Below are 19,599 nucleotides of genomic sequence, written 5' to 3'. Positions count from 1 at the left end.
GGGTCAGACGGGCCGCGCCCCCTCGTCCGGCGGCGGCACGGCGCGGACGTGTTCCAGCGCGGCCAGGAGCGCGCGGCAGGCGAGGCGTTCGGCCGCCAGCGCCCTGTCGAGCGGGGGGTGGTACGGATCCCGGAGCGCGCGCGCCCGGACCGCGGCGGCCCGGCGGAGCTCCCTCGTACGGTCCACCTCGTTGCGGGCGTCCACGGACGCGGCGTCGACGAGCCGGTGGTCGAGGACCTGGGCGAAGGCCCGCTCCAGCAGGACGTCGAGCCGGTCGAGATCCTCGGCGCAGCGCTCGGGGGCAGCCCCCGCGCACCCTTCGTCCAGCGCCCGGGACAGCGAGCCCAGGGTCGCCCCGAGGTCCGGGTACCCCCAGGCCGGCGCGGTGTCGTTCCTGCATCCGGTGGCGAGGAACACCAGCACGGCGACCGAGGTCGCGGCACGGACCGGACCCGGCCCCCGGCGCACGCGCCCGCCGCCGGGACGAGCGGCCGCGGATTCCCTCCGCACGGGGGAGCACGAGGTCATGGGAGCCCCGATCGCGAGTCGAGTGGGGTGGGACGGGGACCGGGCGGGAACGGGTGGTCGATCGGGGTCCGCCGCCGGGATCAGACGGCGGGTCCGGGGTCCGTCGGCCGGGACCGGCGCCGTCCGCCGCCATCGTCGCCCGCAGCGCTCAGCGCTGCCACCCGGAGCCCGTGCGGTCGTCCGCCTCGTCCGCCGGCTGCGGGACCGCCGGATACCAGGGGGAGGAGGGCGGACGGCTGCCGGACGGCTCGGAGCCGGCGGGGGGAGCCGTCGTGACGTGCAGCACGGCGTCGAGGCCGAGTACGGCGCCGAAGGCCGTACCGTCCAGCGCGGTCAGGGCCGTCGGGGCGCCCGTGTAGTGCATCTGGGACTCGTACCAGGCCGGTCCGCCGTCCGTGTCCGAGACCCCGACCGTACCCGCGCCCGCGCGGCCCGTGAGCAGGCTCCCCGCGACGCCGACGGAGCCGTAGCCGCCTTCGCCGCCCTCCTCGGTGACCGGGGAGAACTGCGGTGCGGTCCCGCCCGCGGTGACCAGGCTCGTGGCGACGGTGCCCGTGCCGGGGCGGCGGAAGTACAGGGAGACGCCGTCTCCCCGCGGGCTCGCGGAGAGCGGCCCGGTGGTGGCCGGCAGCCCGGTCGGGACGGGGGCGCCGAAGGGGGCGTCCGGGGTCTGCTGGATCCAGGCCAGCACGCTCTGGGCCGTGGCCGCGTACACGTGGCGCCGCCCGGCCGCATCCGTCGCGGTGACCGGGTCGCCTTGGAGGCCGGAGCCGCCGAGGGAGTCCCATGCGCCGAAGCCGCCGTCGGGTGCCGACTGCTCGCTGGCGCGCAGGGTGCGCCGGGAATCGCGTACGTAGACGGTCATCCGGCCGGTACGGTCCACCGCGACGGCCGGTGCGCTGATCGCCGAGGTGCCGGACACGTCGTCCGTGTCCGGGGTGCCCAGCGACACCCAGGGGCCGAAGGCGCCGTCGGGCGCGACCTGGACGGAGTGCACGAGCTCGCGCCGGTATTCCTGGGGCGTGGCGCCCAGCGTGGTCCGGGTGCCGAAGACCGCGACCCTGCCGTCGGGGAGCCGTACCGCCGTCGCCCCGGTGTCCATGCCGGACCCGGGGAGGAATTCGGGCCCCTGCCAAGGGGCCTTGTCCGTGCCGCGGGTCCAGTAGGCCATCCGTCCGTCCAGCACGGTGAAGGCCCACAGCCGGCCGGCGGAGCCCTCGGTCATCCAGGAGGTGACATCGCCCCGGCCGTAACGGATGGTCCGGCTCCAGCCGGCGCCGGCGGGCCGGGTCGCCGTCTTGCGGTCGCCACAGCCGGCGGGGCTGCCGCACCAGTCCTGGTGGTCGGACCAGGCGTAGGTCTTGAGGTAGCCGAGCTTCTCCTCGCCGGCCTGCGGGTCGAGGACCGGGGGCAGACCACTGTTGGGATAGCTCACGTAGTTCTGGACCGAGAAGTGCGGCCGGCCGGTGGACTTCGCGTAGCGCTCGGTGGCGGCCTGCACGAAGCGGGCCCCGTACATGTGGTCCTGGTGGTCGAGGAAGGCGCCACTGCCGCGCGACCGGCCCGGCGTCGGGTCCTGCGTCCGTATGGTGGTCGGCCGGTACTGCGCGAAGATCGCCGCTATGGCCTCGACGACCTGGTCCTTGTCGTACGAGAACGGGGTCGTGACCGGCGTCCCGGAGGTCAGCTGGGAGCCCAGCACGGGGACCTTGCCGTCCCACAGTCCGCGCAGACTGTCCGGATTGTCCCCGGAGATGCTGCGCGCCTCGCGCAACTGCATCCACACGAGGTTGACCTCGGGCCGCGCGACGAGGACGTCCACCTCGGCGCTGCCGCCGCCGACGGTGGGTATGGAGCGGCGCTGCCAGGCGCTGGTGCGGTCTCCGGTGGCCATCTGCGCGTAGGCGGCCCGGATGCCGTTCTGCCGGGCCTCCGCGTAGGCGGCGCGGTCGGCGGGGGCCGTGGGGTCCTGCAGGTGCGGGCTGTGGGCCTCGTTGCGACCGTCGGCCTCGCCGGAGGTGAGGTAGACGGTGGCGACCTTGATGCCCGTCGATATGGAGCGGCTCAGGTCGGGGTTCATGAAGAAGAGGTCGTCGTCGGGATGCGCGACCACCTGGAGGACCGTGCCCTCGGTCACGCCCGGGCGGAGCGCCGCCCCGGGAGCCGCCGACTCGGGCGTGCTCCCGTATCCGTAGGCCCAGGTCGTCACGCCGACGGCGCCGACGGTGAGCGCGGCGAGCAGGCCCGCGAGGCGGGTGCGGCTGGCCAGGGACATCTGCTACGCCTCGGGGGATCGTTCGGACGGGTGCGGAACTGGGGTGCGGGGCGGTTCGCTGCCCCGTTGGCCCCACCGCTTGCCGGAGACGACCGGGCCAGATTATGCCTCGCGCGTGTGCGCCTGACACACCGTCGAGTCGGCTATCTGGCGATAGGTGATCTTTTATCGAAATCACCCGAATTGATCCATTTTGCCCCTGTGGAGCGGAAGTGGAATTCCGCTCCGGCTCGGTGGGCCCGGGCGCTCCGTTCCGAAGTCGCGGTACCGGCGCGGGCGGTCGTGTGCGCGGCCGAGGCCTTGGTGGGCGCGGTGCCAGCCCGGGCCTTGGCGCCTGACGAGGAGTCGGCGTCCGGGGGCGAACCGACCGGCGCGGCCGAGCCAAGGGGAGTGCTCCCGTGTGAGCGGATCCACACGGCAAGCGTCGGGCAGGGGGGGCTGCCGGGGCCCCGGACCGCTTGACCTCAACTCCGGTCGAGGTCCTACCGTCGGTCCCGTTGGCCACCGGTCACCGACGACCACCTGACGGCAGCACACGAGGGGCGGACCCAGTGGACCTTGATACCGGAGCCACCGCGGAGCGGGCACTCGTCCTGGGACCGGGCGGACCGGTCGGTACGGCTTGGATGGCGGGCCTCGTCGGCGGACTGCGCCGCGCGGGGGTCGACCTGGGCGGCGCCGACCTCGTCGTCGGTACGTCGGCCGGGGCGATCGTCGGCGCCCTGCTGGCCACCGGCCAGGATCCAGGACGGCTCGCCTCCCTCGGAGCCGCCCCGCCGCCGGCCACCGGACCCGGTGGCGGTGGGGCGGACGCCGCCCGGCTGGGCTCCGTGTTCGCCGTGCTCGGGGAGGCCGGGCTGGAACCGGTGGAGGCCCGGCGGCGGGTGGGCCGGATAGCCCTGGAGCACGCCGACTCGGCATCGGGACCCGACGCCGAGCGGACGCTGCTCGCGGGGCGGGCCGCACTGATCGGAGCCGGCGGCTGGCCGGAGCGGCGGCTGCTGATCACCGCGGTGGAGGCGGCCACCGGCGAGCCCGTGGTGTGGGACCGCGCGAGCGGTGTGCCGCTGGTCCGGGCCGTGGCCGCGAGCAGCGCCTTCCCGGGAGCCGAGCCGCCCGTCGCGGTCGCGGGGCGGCGGTACATGGACGGCGCCCTGCGCGCGGGGACGAACGCGGACCTCGCGGCCGGGGCCCGGACGCTCGTCGTCGTGGAGCCCATGGCGCACCTGTTCCCCCGCGAGCCGCTCGACGGGCGGCCGGGCTCCGCCGGGGCTCGGACCGTAGTGACCCTCGGGCCCGATCCGGACGCCGTACGGGCCTTCGGGCCGGACCTGCAGGACCTGGCGCGCTGGGAGCCGGCGTACCGGGCGGGCCTGGCCCAGGCGGGCGCCGCGGCCGAACGGCTCCGCCCGGTGTGGAACCCGGGATCCGGCACGGCCTGACACCGGGCCCTCGCCGCCGCGCACGGCCCACTCGCCCGAGCCGGTGCCCCCGCAACCTGCCGATCCGGCAGGGCCGAACCGACCGGCTGAACCGGCCGAACCGACCGGCCGTCATCCGCCCGGCCCACCCCGACCGCGGGCCGTCCGGGCCGAACCCGCAGGCCGGGGCGGTGCGTTCCGCATCCCGCAGGGCACGCCGTCTATCCGGGCCCGACCCGGGGATGGGAACCTGGCCCTGCCGCTCAGCCGAGCGTGGGCGCCCACTCACCCCCGATCTGGTGTGCGCCCTTGCAGCCGACCTTCCATCAAGGGAGTTCACCGCATGCAGACCCGTTCAGCCGATGATGCGCGCAAGCGAGTGGTGTGGGGGATAGCCCTCGTCCTGATCGCCGTCACCGCGCTCCTCGGAGCCGGCCCCGGGGCCGCGGGGGCCGCCACCGCCCCGCCCGCCCCACCCGTACCCGTACTGACCTGGGGTGCCTGCGCCGACGACCCGGGAGACGGCTTCGAGTGCGCGACCGCCCAGGTGCCGCTCGACTACCGCCGCCCCACCGGAAGCACCATCCCGATCGTCGTCACCCGGCGGCTCGCGGCCGACCCGGCCCACCGCACCGGCGTCCTGGTGCTGCACCCCGGCGGACCCGGCAACTCCGGCGTGAACTTCGCCCGCAACAGCTACGACGCCCTCCCCGCCGCCCTCCGGGACGGCTTCGACGTCGTCGGGTACGACATGCGGGGCGTGGCGCGCAGCGGTCAGGTGGAGTGCTGGAACGACGCGGAGTACTCGGCCGCCGTCGACGCCGCGCGCGGAGTCCCCGGACCGAGAGCCCTGCAGACCGCCCTCCGGCAGGGCCGGGAGTTCGCCGCCGCCTGCCGCGAACGCGCCGGCGGCCTCGTGCCGTTCATCGGCACCGGGTCCAACGCCAAGGACCTCGACCTGCTGCGCCAGGCCCTCGGCGAGGAGACCCTCACCTTCTACGGCCGTTCCTTCGGCAGCTACGTCGGCACCGTCTACGCCGCCCAGTTCCCCCGGCGCGTGCGCGCCATGGTCCTCGACGGCGCCTACGATCCGCGCCGCTACGCCGACGTGCCCTACGCCTACGACGCCGCGCAGTTCACCGCCCTGGACTCGGCGGTCGGCCGGTTCCTCGACTGGTGTGCCCGGAACGCCGCCGCCTGCGGATTCGGGGAGGGCGAGCCCCGGCAGGCCTTCGAACGGCTCAAGCGGGACCTCGACGCCGATCCCGTCATCACCGCGAGCGGACGCCCGGCCACCGGCTACACCCTCGCCTACCGCCTGATGTTCAACATCAACTCGGGCAAGGAAATCTGGCCCTACCTGGGAGAGGCGCTCGCCCTGGCCCAGGCCCACAAGACCTCCTTCCTCCTCTCACCCCCCTCACCGGGCTCCTTCGATTTCCTGAACGTCAACCTGGCCGTCGAGTGCGCCGACCGCGTCTATCCGAGCAGCCGGCTCCTCCTGGGCGCCCTGGTCGGCGCGGAGTCCGCCTCGGCGCCGCTGCTCGGACCGCCCATCGGTCTGGGACCGCCCACCTACGACCACAACCACGCGCCCGCCTGCGCGCAGTGGCAGGCGGAACGCCCCAGCCGCTACGAGGGCTCCTACCGGGCGGCCGGTTCCGCCCCGATCCTGGTCCTCGGCACGACCGGTGACCCGGACACCCCGTACCAGGACGCCGTGGCCCTGGCCGGGACGCTGGACGCCGGCCGGCTCCTGACCTTCGACGCCGAGGGGCACACCGGCTACAACCGGAGCGAGTGCGTCAGCGCACTCGTCAACTCCTACCTGGCCACCCTGGCGCTGCCCGCACGGGGCACCGTCTGCGCGGACGAGACGCCCCCGGAGGCACTCGGCCGCCGCACCACCGCTCCCGCGCCGGTCGACGAGACGAACGACGTGATCCCCACCCTGCGCTGACCGGGGATCCACCTCGGTTTCGGATCCGCCTCAGCTCACCGTCCCGGGTGAGCCGGGGCGAGCCAGGCGGGCGAGGTAGCGGGCCAGTCCGGTCGCGTCCTCGCCCGCCCAGCCCACGTACCCGTCGGGCCGGACCAGGAAGAGCCCCTTGCCGTACGGCTCGTACGCTCCGATCCGGTGCGCCTCCAGGAAATCCGCTTCCACGGAGGGCAGTTCGGCGTCGGTTCCGACGGCGAGCAGGGTGAAGTGCGGTCCCCGGAACAGGTCGAAGAGCCGGCGCCCGTCCGGCAGTGGGCCGTCGGGGGCGCGGTCCCCGGCTTCCAAGGCGCCCGCGGCCCCCTCGGAGAGGGGGCCTCCCCGGTAGCCCAGGCCGAGCTGGCGGGTGGCGTCGCCGCGCTCCTCCTGGCCGCGGTGGATCCGCGTGGACAGGCCCAGTACGTGCGCGGCGACGGGCCGGCGTTCCTGCTCGTAGGTGTCCAGGAGCGCGGGATCCGCACCGTGGAGCAGCACCTGTCCGAGCTTCCAGCCGAGGTTGTAGGCGTCCTGCACGCTGGTGTTGAGCCCCTGGCCGCCGGCGGGGGAGTGCACGTGCGCCGCGTCGCCCGCGAGCAGCACCCGGCCGGAGCGGAACCGGTCGGCCATGGCGGCGCGCGGCCTGAAGTCCGAGGCCCACCGGACCTCGGTGACGTCCTCGGCCTCCAGATGGGTCAGCGCGGCGACCGCGGCGGGGATGTCGAGACTCTCGGTCCGCGCGACGAACTGGTGCTCGTCGGTGCCGGGCAGCGGGCACAGCGCGGCGAAGCCGCCCTCCGGGCCGGGGAACAGGTGCCAGTGGTCGCGGTCCAGGGCGCCGGGACGCAGCCGGACGTCGGCCACGACCATCGGGGCGGGATCGACGGTCTCGCCGGTCATGCCGATGTCCAGGGCCTTGCGCACCGTGGAGCGGCCGCCGTCGGCGGCGACCAGGTAGGCGGCGCGCAGCGTGCTGCCGTCCGAGAGGTGAGCGTTCACCGAGCCGGCGTCCTGGTCGAAACCGGTCAGGGCGACGCCGAAGCGGACCCGGCCGCCCAGCCCGGTCAGGCGCTCGAACAGGATCTCCTGGGTGCGCCACTGGGGCAGCAGCCGGGACCGCGGATACGGCTCGGTGTCCGTGGGGCCGCCGACCCCGCCGTCGCCGAGCATGTCGTGCTCGCCCACGGAGAGGCCGTCCTGCCAGATCAGGCCGATGGGCGCGTGGGCGCTCGCCTCCTGCACGGCGTCCCCCACACCCAGGTCGTCGAAGACCTCCAGGGTCCGCGGCTGGAGCCCCTTGCCCCGCGAGCCGGGGAAGAGGGTGTCGGCCCGCTCGACGACCAAGGCGCGGACGCCGCGACGGGTGAGGTCCAGGGCGAGGGCCAGTCCGGTGGGGCCGGCGCCGACGACGAGCACGTCGGGACCGTCGATTTCCTTAACGCTGTTAAGTGCTGTCATGGGTACGAGAATCCGCTTAACGCTGTTAAGTTGTCAAGGTGGTGAGAGAAGAACGCGAGAGAAAACCCGAAAGGCCCCGCCTGGACCGGGCGACGGTGGCGTCCACGGCCCTGCGGCTGCTGGGAGACGTGGGCCTGGAGGGCCTGACCCTGCGGGCCATCGCCAAGGAGCTGGACGTCAAGGCACCGGCCCTGTACTGGCACTTCAAGGACAAGCAGGCGCTGCTCGACGAGATGGCCACCGAGATGTTCCGCCGGATGACGGCGGACCTGGACGCGGCCCGCCCGCCCCGCGACTGGTCCCAGGCGCTGGAGGCCGCGATGCGGGGGCTCAGGGAGCACCTGCTGCGCTACCGGGACGGGGCCAAGGTCTACAGCGGTACGCACTTCACCGACATGAGCTACGCCGCTCCGATGGAGGCCCATCTACGGACGCTCGTCGCGGGCGGCTTCACGGCGGCGGGGGCGGCCCGGGCCTGGTTCACCGTGTACAGCTACACCATCGGGTACGTGATCGAGGAGCAGTCGATGGGCCCGCTGCCCGGCTCGGACGGCGAGGGATACGACCTGGAGGCCCGCGCCGACCGGCTCGCCGGCTACCCGCTGACGGCCGAGGCGGGCCCGGAGATGTTCCGTGATCAGGACGCCGGCTTCGAAGCGGGCCTCGCGGCGGTGCTCGCGGGCATCGCCTCGACCCTGCTCCCGCCGACCGCGCGGCCGGCGCCGCAGGGCCCGTAGATCCCACCGGACCGGCCCGACCCGCGGACCCGGCAGTCCCCCCGAGCGCCCCCGTCAGGGCGCCGGGGCCGCGACCGCCGCGCCGCGCACCTCGCGCCGGGGCGCGGGCGCCGGTGCGGTGACCATGACGGCGGCCGTGGCGGCGCCCAGGAGCATGATGCCGGCCGCCCACCAGAGCGCCACCCCGAAGCCGTGCACCACGGCCTGGGCCTCGATCAGCCGCTGCGCCGCGGAGGCGGGGGCGTGAGGGTCGGCCTGCGCCGGTCCGGCGAGGTGCGAGGCGGCGTAGGCCGTCGCGGCCGTGCTCGCGATGGTGTTGAGGAGCGCCGTTCCGATCGCCCCGCCCACCTGCTGGGCCGTGTTGAGCGTGGCCGAGGTGATCCCGGAGTCCTTGCGCGCCACGCCCTGGGTGGCCGTCGACATCACGGGCATGAAGACCAGGCCCATGCCGAACCCGAGGACCAGCATGGCGGGGAGCACGTGGGTCGCGTAGGAGGAGTCGACCCTCAGCCGCGTGAGCAGGACCAGGGCCAGGGTGGCCAGGAGGAGCCCGGGGACGATCAGCCGGCGCGGGGCGAGCCGGTCGAGGAAGCGGGCCGAGACCTGGGTCGCACCGGTGATGATCGCCAGGGTCATGGGGAGGAAGGCCAGCCCGGTCCTGACGGGGGAGTAGCCGAGGACGAGCTGGAAGTAGTAGGTCATGAACAGGAACAGGGCGAACAGGCCGACGGTGGCCAGCGCCATGGTGACGAGGCAGCCGGCCCGCGTCCGGTCCCTGATGATGTGCGGGGGGAGCATGGGGTCGCTCGCCCGCGTCTGCCACCAGCCGAAGGCGGCGAGCAGGGCGGCCCCGCCGGCGAGCAGCCCGATGACCAGGCCGTCGGACCAGCCGCGCGGTTCGGCCTCGCTCAGCCCGTAGACGATGGCCGCGAGGCCGCCGCACCCGAGGACCGCCCCCGGGACGTCGAGCCTCGCCCCCGTGCGTCCCGAGCCGCGCAGGACGGCGAAGGCGCCGATGACCGCGACCGCGGCGATGGCCACGTTGACGTAGAGGCACCAGCGCCAGTTGAGGTACTCGGTGAGCAGGCCCCCGGCGATCAGGCCCACGGCCCCGCCGCCGCTCGCGATGGCGGCGAACACGCCGAAGGCCTTGGCGCGTTCCCGCGGGGTGTCGAAGGTGGTGGCCAGCAGCGACAGCGCGCACGGCGCGAGGAGCGCCGCGAAGACGCCTTGCAGCGCCCGGGCCGCGAAGAGCATCCCCGGCCCGCTCGCGGCGCCGCCCAGGGCGGAGGCGAGCGCGAAACCGCTCAGGCCGATCACGAACGCCCGCCTGCGGCCGATGAGGTCGGCGATCCGCCCGCCGAGCAGGAGCAGCCCGCCGAACGCCAGCGAGTAGGCGGTGATCACCCACTGCCGGTTGCCGTCCGACATCCCCAGATCGCGCTGGGCGGAGGGGAGCGCGATGTTCACGATCGTCGCGTCGAGGACGACCATCAGCTGGGCCAGCCCGATGACGGCCAGTGCCCACCAGCGGCGGGGATCGGGCGGGCCCGCCGGTGCGCCGTCGGCGGGCCGGGGCGAGGCGCCGGGCATCGGGCCGGACGGGGTTCCGCTGGTGGCAGACGTCATGCGGTCAGCCAAACACGGATCGTGAGGTTCAGCCCGCCTGGAGATCCGGCGGTGGGACGCGGCGCCCCCAGCCGGAACGGCCGGACGGGTGAGCGGGCCGGTGGTGCCGGTGGAGGCGGTGCGGCCGGTGGAGGCGGCCGGCGCGGCCCGTCCTCGTATGTGGCCCGGCCGCCGCCGCCCGCTGTCGGCGGACGTGGTGGCGGCGCAGGGCCGTGTAGAGCGCGGCTGTGATCACACTGGCGGCGCACCAGGCGACCAGGATCACGAGGATCGTACTGAGGACGGCCACGGGGACTCCTCGGGTGGGAACGGCACCGCCATGGCGAGCCGGGCACGGTGTGCTCGCCGTGACCGACCAGTACCCGGAGGAGGCGGACTTCACGCCCGCCACCCCGACGCGGGAGCCGAAAAGAGACGGCCTACGGCGCGATCGGCAGCTGCCTCTTGTGCTCGGTGAGGCGGTAGCGGCGGACGATCGTGTCGAAGGCGCGCTCCCCGACCGGCTTGCCCTCCAGGAAGTCGTCGATCTCGTCGTACGTGACGCCCAGCGCGTCCTCGTCGGCCTTGCCCGGGTCGAGGGTCTCCAGGTCCGCCGTGGGCGTCTTCCAGACCAGCTCGGCCGGTGCGCCCAGGGCGTCGGCGCAGGCCCGTACCCGGCGCTTGGTCAGCCCGGTCAGCGGCACCACGTCGGCCGCGCCGTCGCCGAACTTGGTGAAGAAGCCGGAGACCGCCTCGGCGGCGTGGTCGGTGCCGACGACCAGGCCGTCGTGCGCGCCGGCCACCGCGTACTGGGCGATCATGCGCTGGCGGGCCTTGATGTTGCCCTGCACGAAGTCCTGGTGGTGGGCGTCGCGGAAGACGGTACCGCCGGCCAGGGAAGCGGCCAGCGCCGCGTCGCTCGCGGGCTTCACGTCCACGGTCAGCACCCGGTCCGCGTTGATGAAACCGAGGGCGAGCTGGGCGTCCCGCTCGTCGGCCTGGACCCCGTAGGGCAGTCGCATCGCGTAGAAGACCGCCTCGTGCCCGGCCGCGCGGACCCGCTCCACGGCGAGCTGGCAGAGCCGGCCGGCCGTGGTGGAGTCCACCCCGCCGCTGATCCCGAGCACCAGGGAGCGCAGGCCGGTGGAGGTGAGCCGCTCGGCGAGGAACGCCACCCGGCGCTCGATCTCGCGCTCGGCGTCGAAGCTCTCGGCCACCAGGAGCTCCCGGGCGATCTCCTGCTGCAGGGCGGTGGACGCCGGCTGGCTCACGGTTGCTCCTCATGGTGGTTCGTCGGTTCGCGATGCGACGGGATGCGCCGCACTGTCCCGCCGACCCTAACCGAGCGCGCGGGTGAGCCGTGTCTCACCCTGGTGGCGGCGCTTGTCTATGCAACGAGTTGCATAGAAGGATCGGAGCATGGCACTTGAGCACGCGATCCTCGTCTCCCTGCTGGAGCAGCCGGGATCCGGATATGAGCTGGCCCGCCGGTTCGACCGGTCCATCGGCTACTTCTGGACCGCGACGCACCAGCAGATCTACCGCGTGCTGAGCCGGCTGGAGGGCGACGGACGGCTCGACGTCCGCGAAGTGCCGCAGCGGACCCGGCCGGACAAGAAGGAGTACTCCGTCACCGAGGCCGGCCGGGCCGCCCTTTCGGCCTGGCTCCACGAGCCGATCCAGGCCGACACCGTCCGCCACGAGCTCGCCGTGAAGATCCGCGGCGCGGCCTTCGACGATCCGGCCGCCCTGATCCGCGAGGTCGAGCGGCACCACCACACGCACGCCGAGCGGCTCACGCACTACCTGGCGGGAGAGCTCCGCGATTTCACCGGACCGCAGGCTCCGGCTCCGGATCCCTCTGACGCGGGGCGGGAGCTCCAGCACGTCGTGCTCCGCGGCGGCATCGCCTACGAGCGCATGCAGCTCGCCTGGCTGGAGGACGTACTGGCCACCCTCCACCGCCTGGCGTCCCCTTGACCCGGCGCCGCCGCGCCCTCCCTCCTCCTCCCACTCTCTCGTCACCCCTCATCCTCCGACCGGAAGGCGAACGCCCATGAGCGACCAGCTGCTGTTCAACCCGCGCACCTACGACCCCGCGCACTTCGACCCCGAGACCCGCCGGCTGCTGCGCGCGACCGTCGACTGGTTCGAGGAGCGCGGCAAGCGCCGGCTGATCGAGGACTACCGCACCCGTGCCTGGCTGGGGGACTTCCTCGCGTTCTCCGCGAAGGAAGGACTCTTCGCGACCTTCCTGACCCCGGAGCCGGCCGCCGGCCAGGACGGACCCGACAAGCGCTGGGACACCGCGCGCATCGCCGCCCTCAACGAGATCCTCGGCTTCTACGGCCTCGACTACTGGTACGCGTGGCAGGTCACCATCCTCGGTCTCGGCCCCGTCTGGCAGAGCGACAACGCCGCCGCCCGCGACCGCGCCGCACAGCTCCTCGACGCGGGCGAGGTGTTCGCGTTCGGCCTGTCCGAGAAGACCCACGGCGCGGACATCTACCACACCGACATGCTGCTGGAGCCCACGGCCGACGGCGGTTTCCGGGCCACCGGCTCGAAGTACTACATCGGCAACGGCAACGCCGCCGGCCTCGTCTCCGTCTTCGGCCGCCGCACCGACGTCGAGGGCCCGGAGGGCTACGTCTTCTTCGCCGCGGACAGCCGCCACCCCGCGTACGACGTGGTGAAGAACGTCGTCGACTCCTCCAAGTACGTCAGCGAGTTCCGCCTCACGGACTACCCGGTCGGCACCGAGGACGTCCTGCACACCGGCCGCGCGGCCTTCGACGCGGCCCTCAACACCGTCAACGTCGGCAAGTTCAACCTCTGCACCGCCTCCATCGGCATCTGCGAGCACGCGATGTACGAGGCCGTCACCCACGCGCAGGGCCGCATCCTCTACGGCCGCCCCGTCACCGCCTTCCCGCACGTGCGCCGCGAGCTGACCGACGCGTACGTCCGTCTCGTCGGGATGAAGCTGTTCAGCGACCGCGCCGTCGACTACTTCCGCTCCGCGGGCCCCGACGACCGCCGCTACCTCCTCTTCAACCCGATGACCAAGATGAAGGTGACCACGGAGGGCGAGAAGGTCATCGATCTGATGTGGGACGTCATCGCGGCCAAGGGCTTCGAGAAGGACACCTACTTCGCCCAGGCGGCCGTCGAGATCCGCGGCCTGCCCAAGCTGGAGGGCACGGTCCACGTCAACCTGGCGCTCATCCTCAAGTTCCTGCGCAACCACCTGCTGGAACCGGCCGACTACGCCCCCGTCCCCACCCGCCTCGACGCGGCCGACGACGCCTTCCTCTTCCGCCAGGGACCGGCCCGCGGCCTCGGATCCGTACGGTTCCACGACTGGCGTCCCGCCTACGAGGCGTACGCCGCCCTGCCCAACGTGGCCCGCTTCCGCGCGCAGGCCGACGCCCTCTGCGCGTTCGTCGAGACCGCCGCACCCGACGAGCGGCAGAGCCGCGACCTCGACCTCCTCCTGGCGGTCGGCCAGCTGTTCGCCCTGGTCGTGCACGGTCAGCTCGTCCTGGAGCAGGCCCGCCTGACCGGACTGGACGAGGACGTGCTCGACGAGCTGTTCGGCGTCCTCGTACGGGACTTCTCCGCGCACGCCGTCGAACTGCACGGCAAGGACTCCGCCACCGCGGACCAGCAGGCCTGGGCCCTCGGCGCGGTCCGCCGCCCGGCCGTGGACGCGGACCGCTCGGCGCGCGTGTGGGCCCGGGTGGAGGCCCTGGCGGGGGCGTACGAGATGAAGCCCTGACACCCGGTGTGAAGTCCTGACGCCCGGGCTTCGCGGGCCTCACGGCCGGCCATCGCGTCAGGCCGGGGCCGGGGCCTGGCCGGCGATGCGGGCGAGCAGCTCCCCCAGCAGGAGCCGCTCGCCCGGCGTCAGCCCGGTGGTCTGCGGGAGCAGCGCCCGCAGCGCGATCGCCGCACCGGCGGGACCGGGGGCCGGCGCCGAGGGGGCCTCGGTCGTGATCGCGGCGATGACGGCCTCCCTCGCCAGCCGGGAGACGCTCAGGTCCCGGCGGTCCTCGGGGGTGGCGATGAGCGCGAGCGTGGCGCCGCCGCCCGCCGCGTACACCAGCCGGGTGGCCCGCTCCTCGTCGACGCGGAGCCGGCCCGCCTCGGCGATCCGGTGGATGTGGGCGCCGAGGATCTCCAGCGCGGCCCGGGCCGCCGCGGGCGGCTCCCCGGGCCGGGGATCTCCGTACATGAGGGCGTAGAGGGCCGGGTGGGCGAGCCCGAAGGACAGGTTGAGCTCCCACCCGGTCCGCAGGTCCTCGACCGGGTCGCCACTGGGTTCCAGTACGGCCTTCTGGCCGAGATGGACCGCGAAGCCGTGGGCCGCCACCGCGTCGAGGAGGCCCTGCTTGTCGCCGAAGAGCCGGTAGATGGTCGGGGCCTGGACCCCCGCGGCGGTACTCACCGCACGGGTCGACACGGCCTCCCGGCCGCCTTCCGCGAGAAGCGCGGCGGTGGCGGCGATGATCCGCTCGCGATTGCCCTCGGCCGGGGCGGGGCGGTCGGTGCCGCGGTCGGTGCTCTCCATGTTTCCAACGATAACAGCATCACGTTAGCGATTTGCTTCGCTCGCGCTAACGTGTTTTCGTTATCAGTGGAAACAAGTGGAAGCAGTGCATCCCGCAGGAGGTCCCCATGATCGTCATCACCGCACCCACGGGCCGGATCGGCCACCAGGTCCTCGGCGCGCTGGCCCGGGGTGACCGCCCCGTCCGGGTGATCGCCCGCGACCCCTCCCGGCTGGATCCGGCCGTCCGCGAGCGCGTCGCCGTCGTCCGGGGCTCGCACAACGACCCCGAGGTGCTCGCCGAGGCATTCGAGGGCGCCGACAGCGTCCTGTGGCTGGTTCCGCCGGACCCCCGGGCCGAGGACGCCCTCGCCCACTACCTCGACTTCACCCGCCCGGCCTGCGAGGCCTTCAAGACCTCGGGCGTCGAACGGGTGGTCGGCATCACCAGCCTCGGCCGCGCCTACGGCAAGCCCGCCGGACTGCTGTCGCCGGCGTTCGCCATGGACCGGCTGATCGAGAACACGGGCGTCGACTACCGGGCCCTGGCCATGCCCTTCTTCATGGAGAACTTCCTGAGCCAGGCCGCGGCGATCGCGGAGGGCGGCTTCCTCACGGCGAACGCCGTGGACCGTCCCCTCGCGACCGTCGCCACCCGCGACATCGCCGAGGCCGCCGTCGGCCTGCTGCTCGACGGCTCCTGGAGCGGCCAGGACGAGGTGCCGCTGATCAGCGACGACGCCCTGACCCCCGCGGACATGGCACGGATCATGTCCGAGGTCCTGGAGCGGCCGGTCCGGGCGCTCCAGACCGACCTCGACACGTACCGGACGACGATGGCCGGCTACGGGATGAGCGATGCCTGGGCCCGGGGCCTGGCGGAGATGGCCGCGGCCCAGAACGACGGCATCTACGACGCCGACCACGCGAACCCGGGCCGACCCGCGCCCACGACCTTCCGCCAGTGGTGCGTCGAGGTCCTCAAGCCCGCCGTCACCGCGTGAAGCCCGGTGGCGCGCGAAGCCGGGCGGGCCTCCCGGGCTAGCCGATGGCCTCGAAGGAGGCGACGAGGCCGGCCGGGGAGGGGAGCGCGGCGATCTCCGCCCGGGTGGCCGCGGCCGACTTGCGGAGGGGTTCGTCGGTGAGCAGCCGCCCGAGCAGGTCGGCGTCCACCTCGTCGCCGGTCGCACGGAGGGCGAAGCCCCGGTCGGTGGCGGCGTCGGCGTTGATGAAGTGGTCCGCTCCCTGCGGGAGGATCAGCTGCGGGACGCCCAGAGCGGCGGCGGTGAGCATGGTGCCGGAGCCGCCGTGGTGCACGATCGCGTCCGCGCCGTCCAAGAGCTGCGCCAGGGGCACCCAGGGCAGTGCCCGGACGTTGCCGGGAAGCGCGCCGAGCGAGCTCAGATCGGTGTCGCCGACCGCGAGCAGGAACTCCGCGTCGACCGACGCGGCTTCGGAGACGACCCGGGCGACCGGGTCGACGCCCGCGAACGCGGGCACCACGGTCCCGAGGGTGATGGCGATCCGGGGCCGGGAGCCGCGGGCCAGGAGGTCACGCGGAACGGAGCCGCCACCGTTGAACGGGGTGTACCGGACGCGCCAGCCGGTGCCGTCCCCGCCCAGTGAGGGGGGTATGACGTCGAGGACGGTGCGGGTGGCCGGGCCTTCGACCCCGCGGGCCTCGTACTCGTCCGTGAGCAGGCCGGCGAGCCGGTCGACCATGCCGAGGCCGGACATCACGCCGAAGTTGTGGACCACGGCCGGTATGCCGAGGGCCGCGGAGACCAGGGGCGCGGCGGCCTGGAAGGCGGCGTGGACGAGGACGTCCGGCCGCCAGGCCGTGGCGAGGGCGAGGAGGTCGTCGATGGTGACCCGCCCGTGTTCGGCGAAACCGGCCGCGGCCTGCCGCTCGGTCTCCTCGAAGCTGTTGCCGTCCGTGACGAACTCGAGGTCCGCGCCGTTCGAGGCGCGCTTGAAGGCGTCCATCAGCGTCGAGCCGTCGCCGATCTCGACGGTGGGCAGACCGGCCTGCCGCATCTGCTCGTACGGGGCCGAGACCGCGAACAGCACCTGGTGCCCGGCGGCCTGGAGGGCCTGGGCGGTCGGCACCATCGGGAACAGGTGGCCCACCGAAGCGGGGCCGGTGAAGAGGATGCGCACGCTATCGCTCCTTGGGTGGAGCCCCGAATTACCGCGCGGTCGGGGCTCCTTGAGGGTCATGGCACATGTTCGAACGAACCCGCTCTCGCCTCGGTTTCCCTCGAGATGATCGAATTTCGGACGATTCTGGCGCGCAACCCACGGTCCGGAGCCGGACGTTGAGCATTCGTTCAGTGATCTGTCATCACTCCGCGTCATGGTGGAGCGGTGGGGTACGGCGTGAAGGATCCGGCCGCCGGCCGGGTCGCGGCGTACGCCGGGACCGAGTGGGGGGCCCATGACCACGGCGGCATTCAGGAACAAGGCGCGACTGCGGTACTCGATCGCCTTCGTCGGGTACGCCGACCTCGAGGGGGAGTTCGAGAGCCTCTCGCACCAGGACCTGCGCGGGGACAACTACTACCAGGACCTGCCCGAGCCCTCGGACTGGACCGGAGCCCTGCGCGGCAACCAGCACCGCAAGGACGCCGAGCGGCAGGTCGTCAACCTGCTCGCCGACGCGATCTACCGCCACCTCGGCTGCCGGAGCTCCGCCGAGTACCGGACCCGGATCGCCGCCGTCCGCAAGGGCACGGTCGATCTGTCCTCCGACATGGGTCCGTGCCACTCCTGCCGGTCGGTGATCAAGGACTTCCGCCGTGACTTCCCGGCCCTCGCCCTCAAGGTCCGCTACCGCAACGCCCTGTTCGGCGGCGGTACGGCGCAACTCCTCCAGGCCGGCGAGGGACTGTACGGGAGCTACGGCATCGGCGACGCCGAGCAGGGCGACGGCGGTCAGTGGGTCAAGAGCTACCCCGGCAGCCCCCTGGCCGCGGTCACCGCGACCTTCGACGCCAAGGTCGCCGGCCGCGACGGCTACCGCTTCCAGGGCACGGTCACGGCGGTCGACCAGCAGCCGCGCGCCCCGTTCCTGTACCCGGCGCCCAGCGGCACCGAGGCGCCGCTCGACGAGGTGGCCTCCGCCCTGGACCAGATCGCGGACCACATCCGCGACGCGATGGCGCCGGGACAGCAGATGCGCCCGCAGTCCTTCCGCCAGTGGATCCGCGGCATCGACCAGGGCACCGTCCGGCTCGTCGGCGAGCGCGGGCCCGCCCAGGCCGGCCGGGCCGCGGTGGCGGCCTTCGTCGCGGACTTCCCCAAGGTGCGGATCGAGGTGTCCTACGCCGCCGCGTCCGCGCAGGCCGACGGCTGCGGCTACGCCGACGCCACCGGGGGTCCGGGCGGCACCTGGCTGAAGGTCTTCCCCGCCGCCCGCTGATCCCGCCGATCCGACCGCCCCGCGGGCCGCTGTCAGGCCTGCGGCGGCGGGCCCTGTACGAGCAGGCGGGCCGCGGCGTGCTCGGCGCGGTCCACCTCCTCGGCCGCGTCGATGTACCCGTAGGCGTCGTCGCCGACGGGGATCCGCAGGGGGGTCGGGCCCTCGGCGGCGACGATCTCCAGGACCCGCTCGGCGAAGTACTCCGGGCGTCCGGTCTCGGGGCTGTCCGCGAGGCCCCTCGCCCCTTCGAGCATCTCGCGGTTGGTGGCGTCGTAGGCGGGGACCCGATGGGCCGCTTCGGCCATGGAGGTTCCGTAGCGCGTCGCGAACATGCCGGGTTCGACGACGGTGACGCGGATGTTGTGGGGAGCCGCCTCCATGGCGAGGGTCCGGCTCATGCCTTCGAGGGCGTGCTTCCCGGCGGTGTAGGCCGCGAGTCCCGGGAAGGCCATCCGGCCGACCACGGAGGAGACGTTGAGGATGTGGCCGTGCCCCTGGGCGCGCATCAGCGGCAGGACGAGCCGCGCGAGCCGCCAGGGGCCGACGACCAAGGTCTCCAGCTGGTCGCGGAGTTCGGAGTCCGAGACCTCCTCGACCGCGCCGAACAGCCCGACGGCGGCGTTGTTGACGAGGATGTCGATCCCGCCGAGGCGCTCCGCCGCGGTGCGCACCGCCTCCTCGCAGGAGGCCTCGTCCCGCAGCTCGAGGGGGATCGGGACGATCCGGCCGGGCCAGGCGGCTGCCAGGTCCTCCAGGTCGGCGGTCTTGCGGGCGGTGACGGCCAGTTCGTCCCCGGCCCGGGCCGCCGCGGTGGCCAGCGCGTGTCCGAGCCCCGAAGAGCATCCCGTGACCAGCCAGCGTCGTCCCATGGTTCCCCCGTGATGGCCGAATTGCTGCGGATGATGGCGGCAGTTCATGTTCGGGGCGGCCACGGCCCGGGGTCATCCCCGCTGCGGGGGCGTGCGGAGGCGCGCGGGCGCACGTCAGGGCGCGCACGCGCCGATCGGGGCCGACGGTCCGGCGGTCCGGCGGGGCCCGCAGCCCGGCGGGCTGCGGGCCGGACGCCTACGTGGCCGGGCCGCGGCCCGCCCTGGCGGCGCGGCGCAGCATGGAGCGGGCCGGGTCCTGGGCGGAGTGCGAGGCCGTGGCCGTGTGCTCCTGCGGGTTCGGGCGGACGAAGAGGGTGACGGTGACCTTCTCGGCGAACCCGTTGCGCCGCATCATCGCGGCCGACGCCGCGTTGCCGCTCTCCACGTCGGTGATGATCCGGGACGCCCCCGCGGCGAAGAGCGCGGTGCAGCAGTGCTCGACCAGGGAGCTCGCGACCCCCCGGCCCCGGGCGCGCTCCTCCAGCGCGATCCATTCCAGGTAGCCCCAGTCCTCCCGCTCGTCGTAGGACAGCGACCCGAGGACGAAACCGAGCAGCCCCTCCGCGTCGCGGGCGATCCAGCAGGCGTCCGGCTGGGCGTCCCAGTGCGCGGCCACGGAGGACAGCGACCAGGAGGTGTAGGGCATCGCCTTCACGTCGAAGGACCGGTAGCCGAGATCGAGAACGGCATCGAGGTGGGTCAGTCGCAGCGGAAGGATCTCGACTTCACTCATGAAAGGGATGATGACATAACGGGAC

Annotated in this window: 17 protein-coding genes; 7 read left to right on the top strand and 10 right to left on the bottom strand. The window is 73.7% G+C overall.

Features of this window, described 5'->3' with window-relative positions; all coding sequences use genetic code 11:
• Positions 1-3: 3 nt before the first annotated feature.
• Together ACFYYB_RS18720 and ACFYYB_RS18715 are read right to left on the bottom strand one after the other, a co-directional pair.
• Complete coding sequence (locus tag ACFYYB_RS18720) at positions 4-468, bottom strand: hypothetical protein (protein WP_389436297.1); 465 nt, start codon at positions 466-468, stop codon at positions 4-6.
• Between the two features lie 208 nt (positions 469-676).
• A complete protein-coding gene (locus ACFYYB_RS18715) occupies positions 677-2,803 on the bottom strand; it encodes a PIG-L family deacetylase (RefSeq protein WP_389436296.1) in 2,127 nt (708 codons plus the stop codon).
• 551 nt (positions 2,804-3,354) lie between these two features.
• Here ACFYYB_RS18715 and ACFYYB_RS18710 point away from each other — a divergent pair.
• Both ACFYYB_RS18710 and ACFYYB_RS18705 read left to right on the top strand, forming a co-directional pair.
• Positions 3,355-4,245, top strand: a complete 891-nt coding sequence (locus tag ACFYYB_RS18710; RefSeq protein ID WP_389436295.1) for a patatin-like phospholipase family protein — start codon at positions 3,355-3,357, stop codon at positions 4,243-4,245.
• Positions 4,246-4,567: 322 nt separating this feature from the next.
• The gene (locus ACFYYB_RS18705; protein ID WP_389436294.1) at positions 4,568-6,184 is read left to right on the top strand and encodes an alpha/beta hydrolase; all 1,617 of its coding nucleotides are present in this window, start codon (positions 4,568-4,570) and stop codon (positions 6,182-6,184) included.
• 30 nt (positions 6,185-6,214) lie between these two features.
• Here ACFYYB_RS18705 and ACFYYB_RS18700 read toward each other — a convergent pair whose 3' ends face one another.
• Positions 6,215-7,654 (bottom strand): FAD-dependent monooxygenase, encoded by a 1,440-nt coding sequence (locus tag ACFYYB_RS18700; RefSeq protein ID WP_389436293.1) that lies wholly within the window; start codon positions 7,652-7,654, stop codon positions 6,215-6,217.
• Positions 7,655-7,692: 38 nt separating this feature from the next.
• Here ACFYYB_RS18700 and ACFYYB_RS18695 point away from each other — a divergent pair, with 38 nt between their 5' ends.
• Complete coding sequence (locus tag ACFYYB_RS18695; protein ID WP_389436292.1) at positions 7,693-8,391, top strand: TetR/AcrR family transcriptional regulator C-terminal domain-containing protein; 699 nt, start codon at positions 7,693-7,695, stop codon at positions 8,389-8,391.
• Between the two features lie 54 nt (positions 8,392-8,445).
• Here ACFYYB_RS18695 and ACFYYB_RS18690 read toward each other — a convergent pair whose 3' ends face one another.
• The 3 genes from ACFYYB_RS18690 to nadE all read right to left on the bottom strand — a co-directional run bounded on the left by ACFYYB_RS18690 (position 8,446) and on the right by nadE (position 11,270).
• Positions 8,446-10,020, bottom strand: coding sequence for an MFS transporter (locus ACFYYB_RS18690; RefSeq protein WP_389436291.1), 1,575 nt, complete (start codon positions 10,018-10,020; stop codon positions 8,446-8,448).
• Between the two features lie 28 nt (positions 10,021-10,048).
• Positions 10,049-10,309, bottom strand: a complete 261-nt coding sequence (locus tag ACFYYB_RS18685; protein ID WP_389436290.1) for a hypothetical protein — start codon at positions 10,307-10,309, stop codon at positions 10,049-10,051.
• Between the two features lie 130 nt (positions 10,310-10,439).
• A complete protein-coding gene (gene nadE, locus ACFYYB_RS18680; RefSeq protein WP_389436289.1) occupies positions 10,440-11,270 on the bottom strand; it encodes an ammonia-dependent NAD(+) synthetase in 831 nt (276 codons plus the stop codon).
• Positions 11,271-11,418: 148 nt separating this feature from the next.
• Between nadE and ACFYYB_RS18675 the strand changes: the two genes are divergently transcribed.
• Positions 11,419-11,979, top strand: a complete 561-nt coding sequence (locus ACFYYB_RS18675; protein ID WP_389436288.1) for a PadR family transcriptional regulator — start codon at positions 11,419-11,421, stop codon at positions 11,977-11,979.
• 76 nt (positions 11,980-12,055) lie between these two features.
• Complete coding sequence (locus ACFYYB_RS18670; RefSeq protein ID WP_389436287.1) at positions 12,056-13,780, top strand: acyl-CoA dehydrogenase family protein; 1,725 nt, start codon at positions 12,056-12,058, stop codon at positions 13,778-13,780.
• A 57-nt stretch (positions 13,781-13,837) separates the two neighbouring features.
• On the opposite strand, the gene ACFYYB_RS18665 is transcribed toward ACFYYB_RS18670, so the two are convergent.
• Positions 13,838-14,572, bottom strand: coding sequence for a TetR/AcrR family transcriptional regulator (locus ACFYYB_RS18665; protein WP_389436286.1), 735 nt, complete (start codon positions 14,570-14,572; stop codon positions 13,838-13,840).
• A 107-nt stretch (positions 14,573-14,679) separates the two neighbouring features.
• Between ACFYYB_RS18665 and ACFYYB_RS18660 the strand changes: the two genes are divergently transcribed.
• Positions 14,680-15,555 carry an NAD(P)H-binding protein gene (locus ACFYYB_RS18660; RefSeq protein WP_389436285.1) on the top strand — a complete coding sequence of 292 codons (876 nt, stop codon included), beginning with the start codon at positions 14,680-14,682 and terminating at the stop codon, positions 15,553-15,555.
• A gap of 37 nt (positions 15,556-15,592) precedes the next feature.
• On the opposite strand, the gene ACFYYB_RS18655 is transcribed toward ACFYYB_RS18660, so the two are convergent.
• Entirely contained in the window at positions 15,593-16,711 is a 1,119-nt protein-coding gene (locus ACFYYB_RS18655) for a glycosyltransferase (protein ID WP_389436284.1), read from the bottom strand.
• Between the two features lie 277 nt (positions 16,712-16,988).
• Between ACFYYB_RS18655 and ACFYYB_RS18650 the strand changes: the two genes are divergently transcribed.
• Complete coding sequence (locus tag ACFYYB_RS18650; RefSeq protein ID WP_389436283.1) at positions 16,989-17,972, top strand: hypothetical protein; 984 nt, start codon at positions 16,989-16,991, stop codon at positions 17,970-17,972.
• A gap of 32 nt (positions 17,973-18,004) precedes the next feature.
• Here ACFYYB_RS18650 and ACFYYB_RS18645 read toward each other — a convergent pair whose 3' ends face one another.
• Positions 18,005-18,841 carry an SDR family oxidoreductase gene (locus tag ACFYYB_RS18645; RefSeq protein ID WP_389436282.1) on the bottom strand — a complete coding sequence of 279 codons (837 nt, stop codon included), beginning with the start codon at positions 18,839-18,841 and terminating at the stop codon, positions 18,005-18,007.
• Positions 18,842-19,037: 196 nt separating this feature from the next.
• Positions 19,038-19,574: a GNAT family N-acetyltransferase gene (locus tag ACFYYB_RS18640; RefSeq protein WP_389436281.1), complete on the bottom strand. Its 537-nt coding sequence runs from the start codon at positions 19,572-19,574 to the stop codon at positions 19,038-19,040.
• Positions 19,575-19,599: the final 25 nt, after the last annotated feature.

It is taken from the genome of Streptomyces sp. NPDC002886, from assembly GCF_042888445.1.
GTDB lineage: Bacteria > Actinomycetota > Actinomycetes > Streptomycetales > Streptomycetaceae > Streptomyces.
The sequence above is the reverse complement of the archived record's forward strand: the minus strand, read 5'-3'. Positions and strand labels throughout refer to the sequence as shown.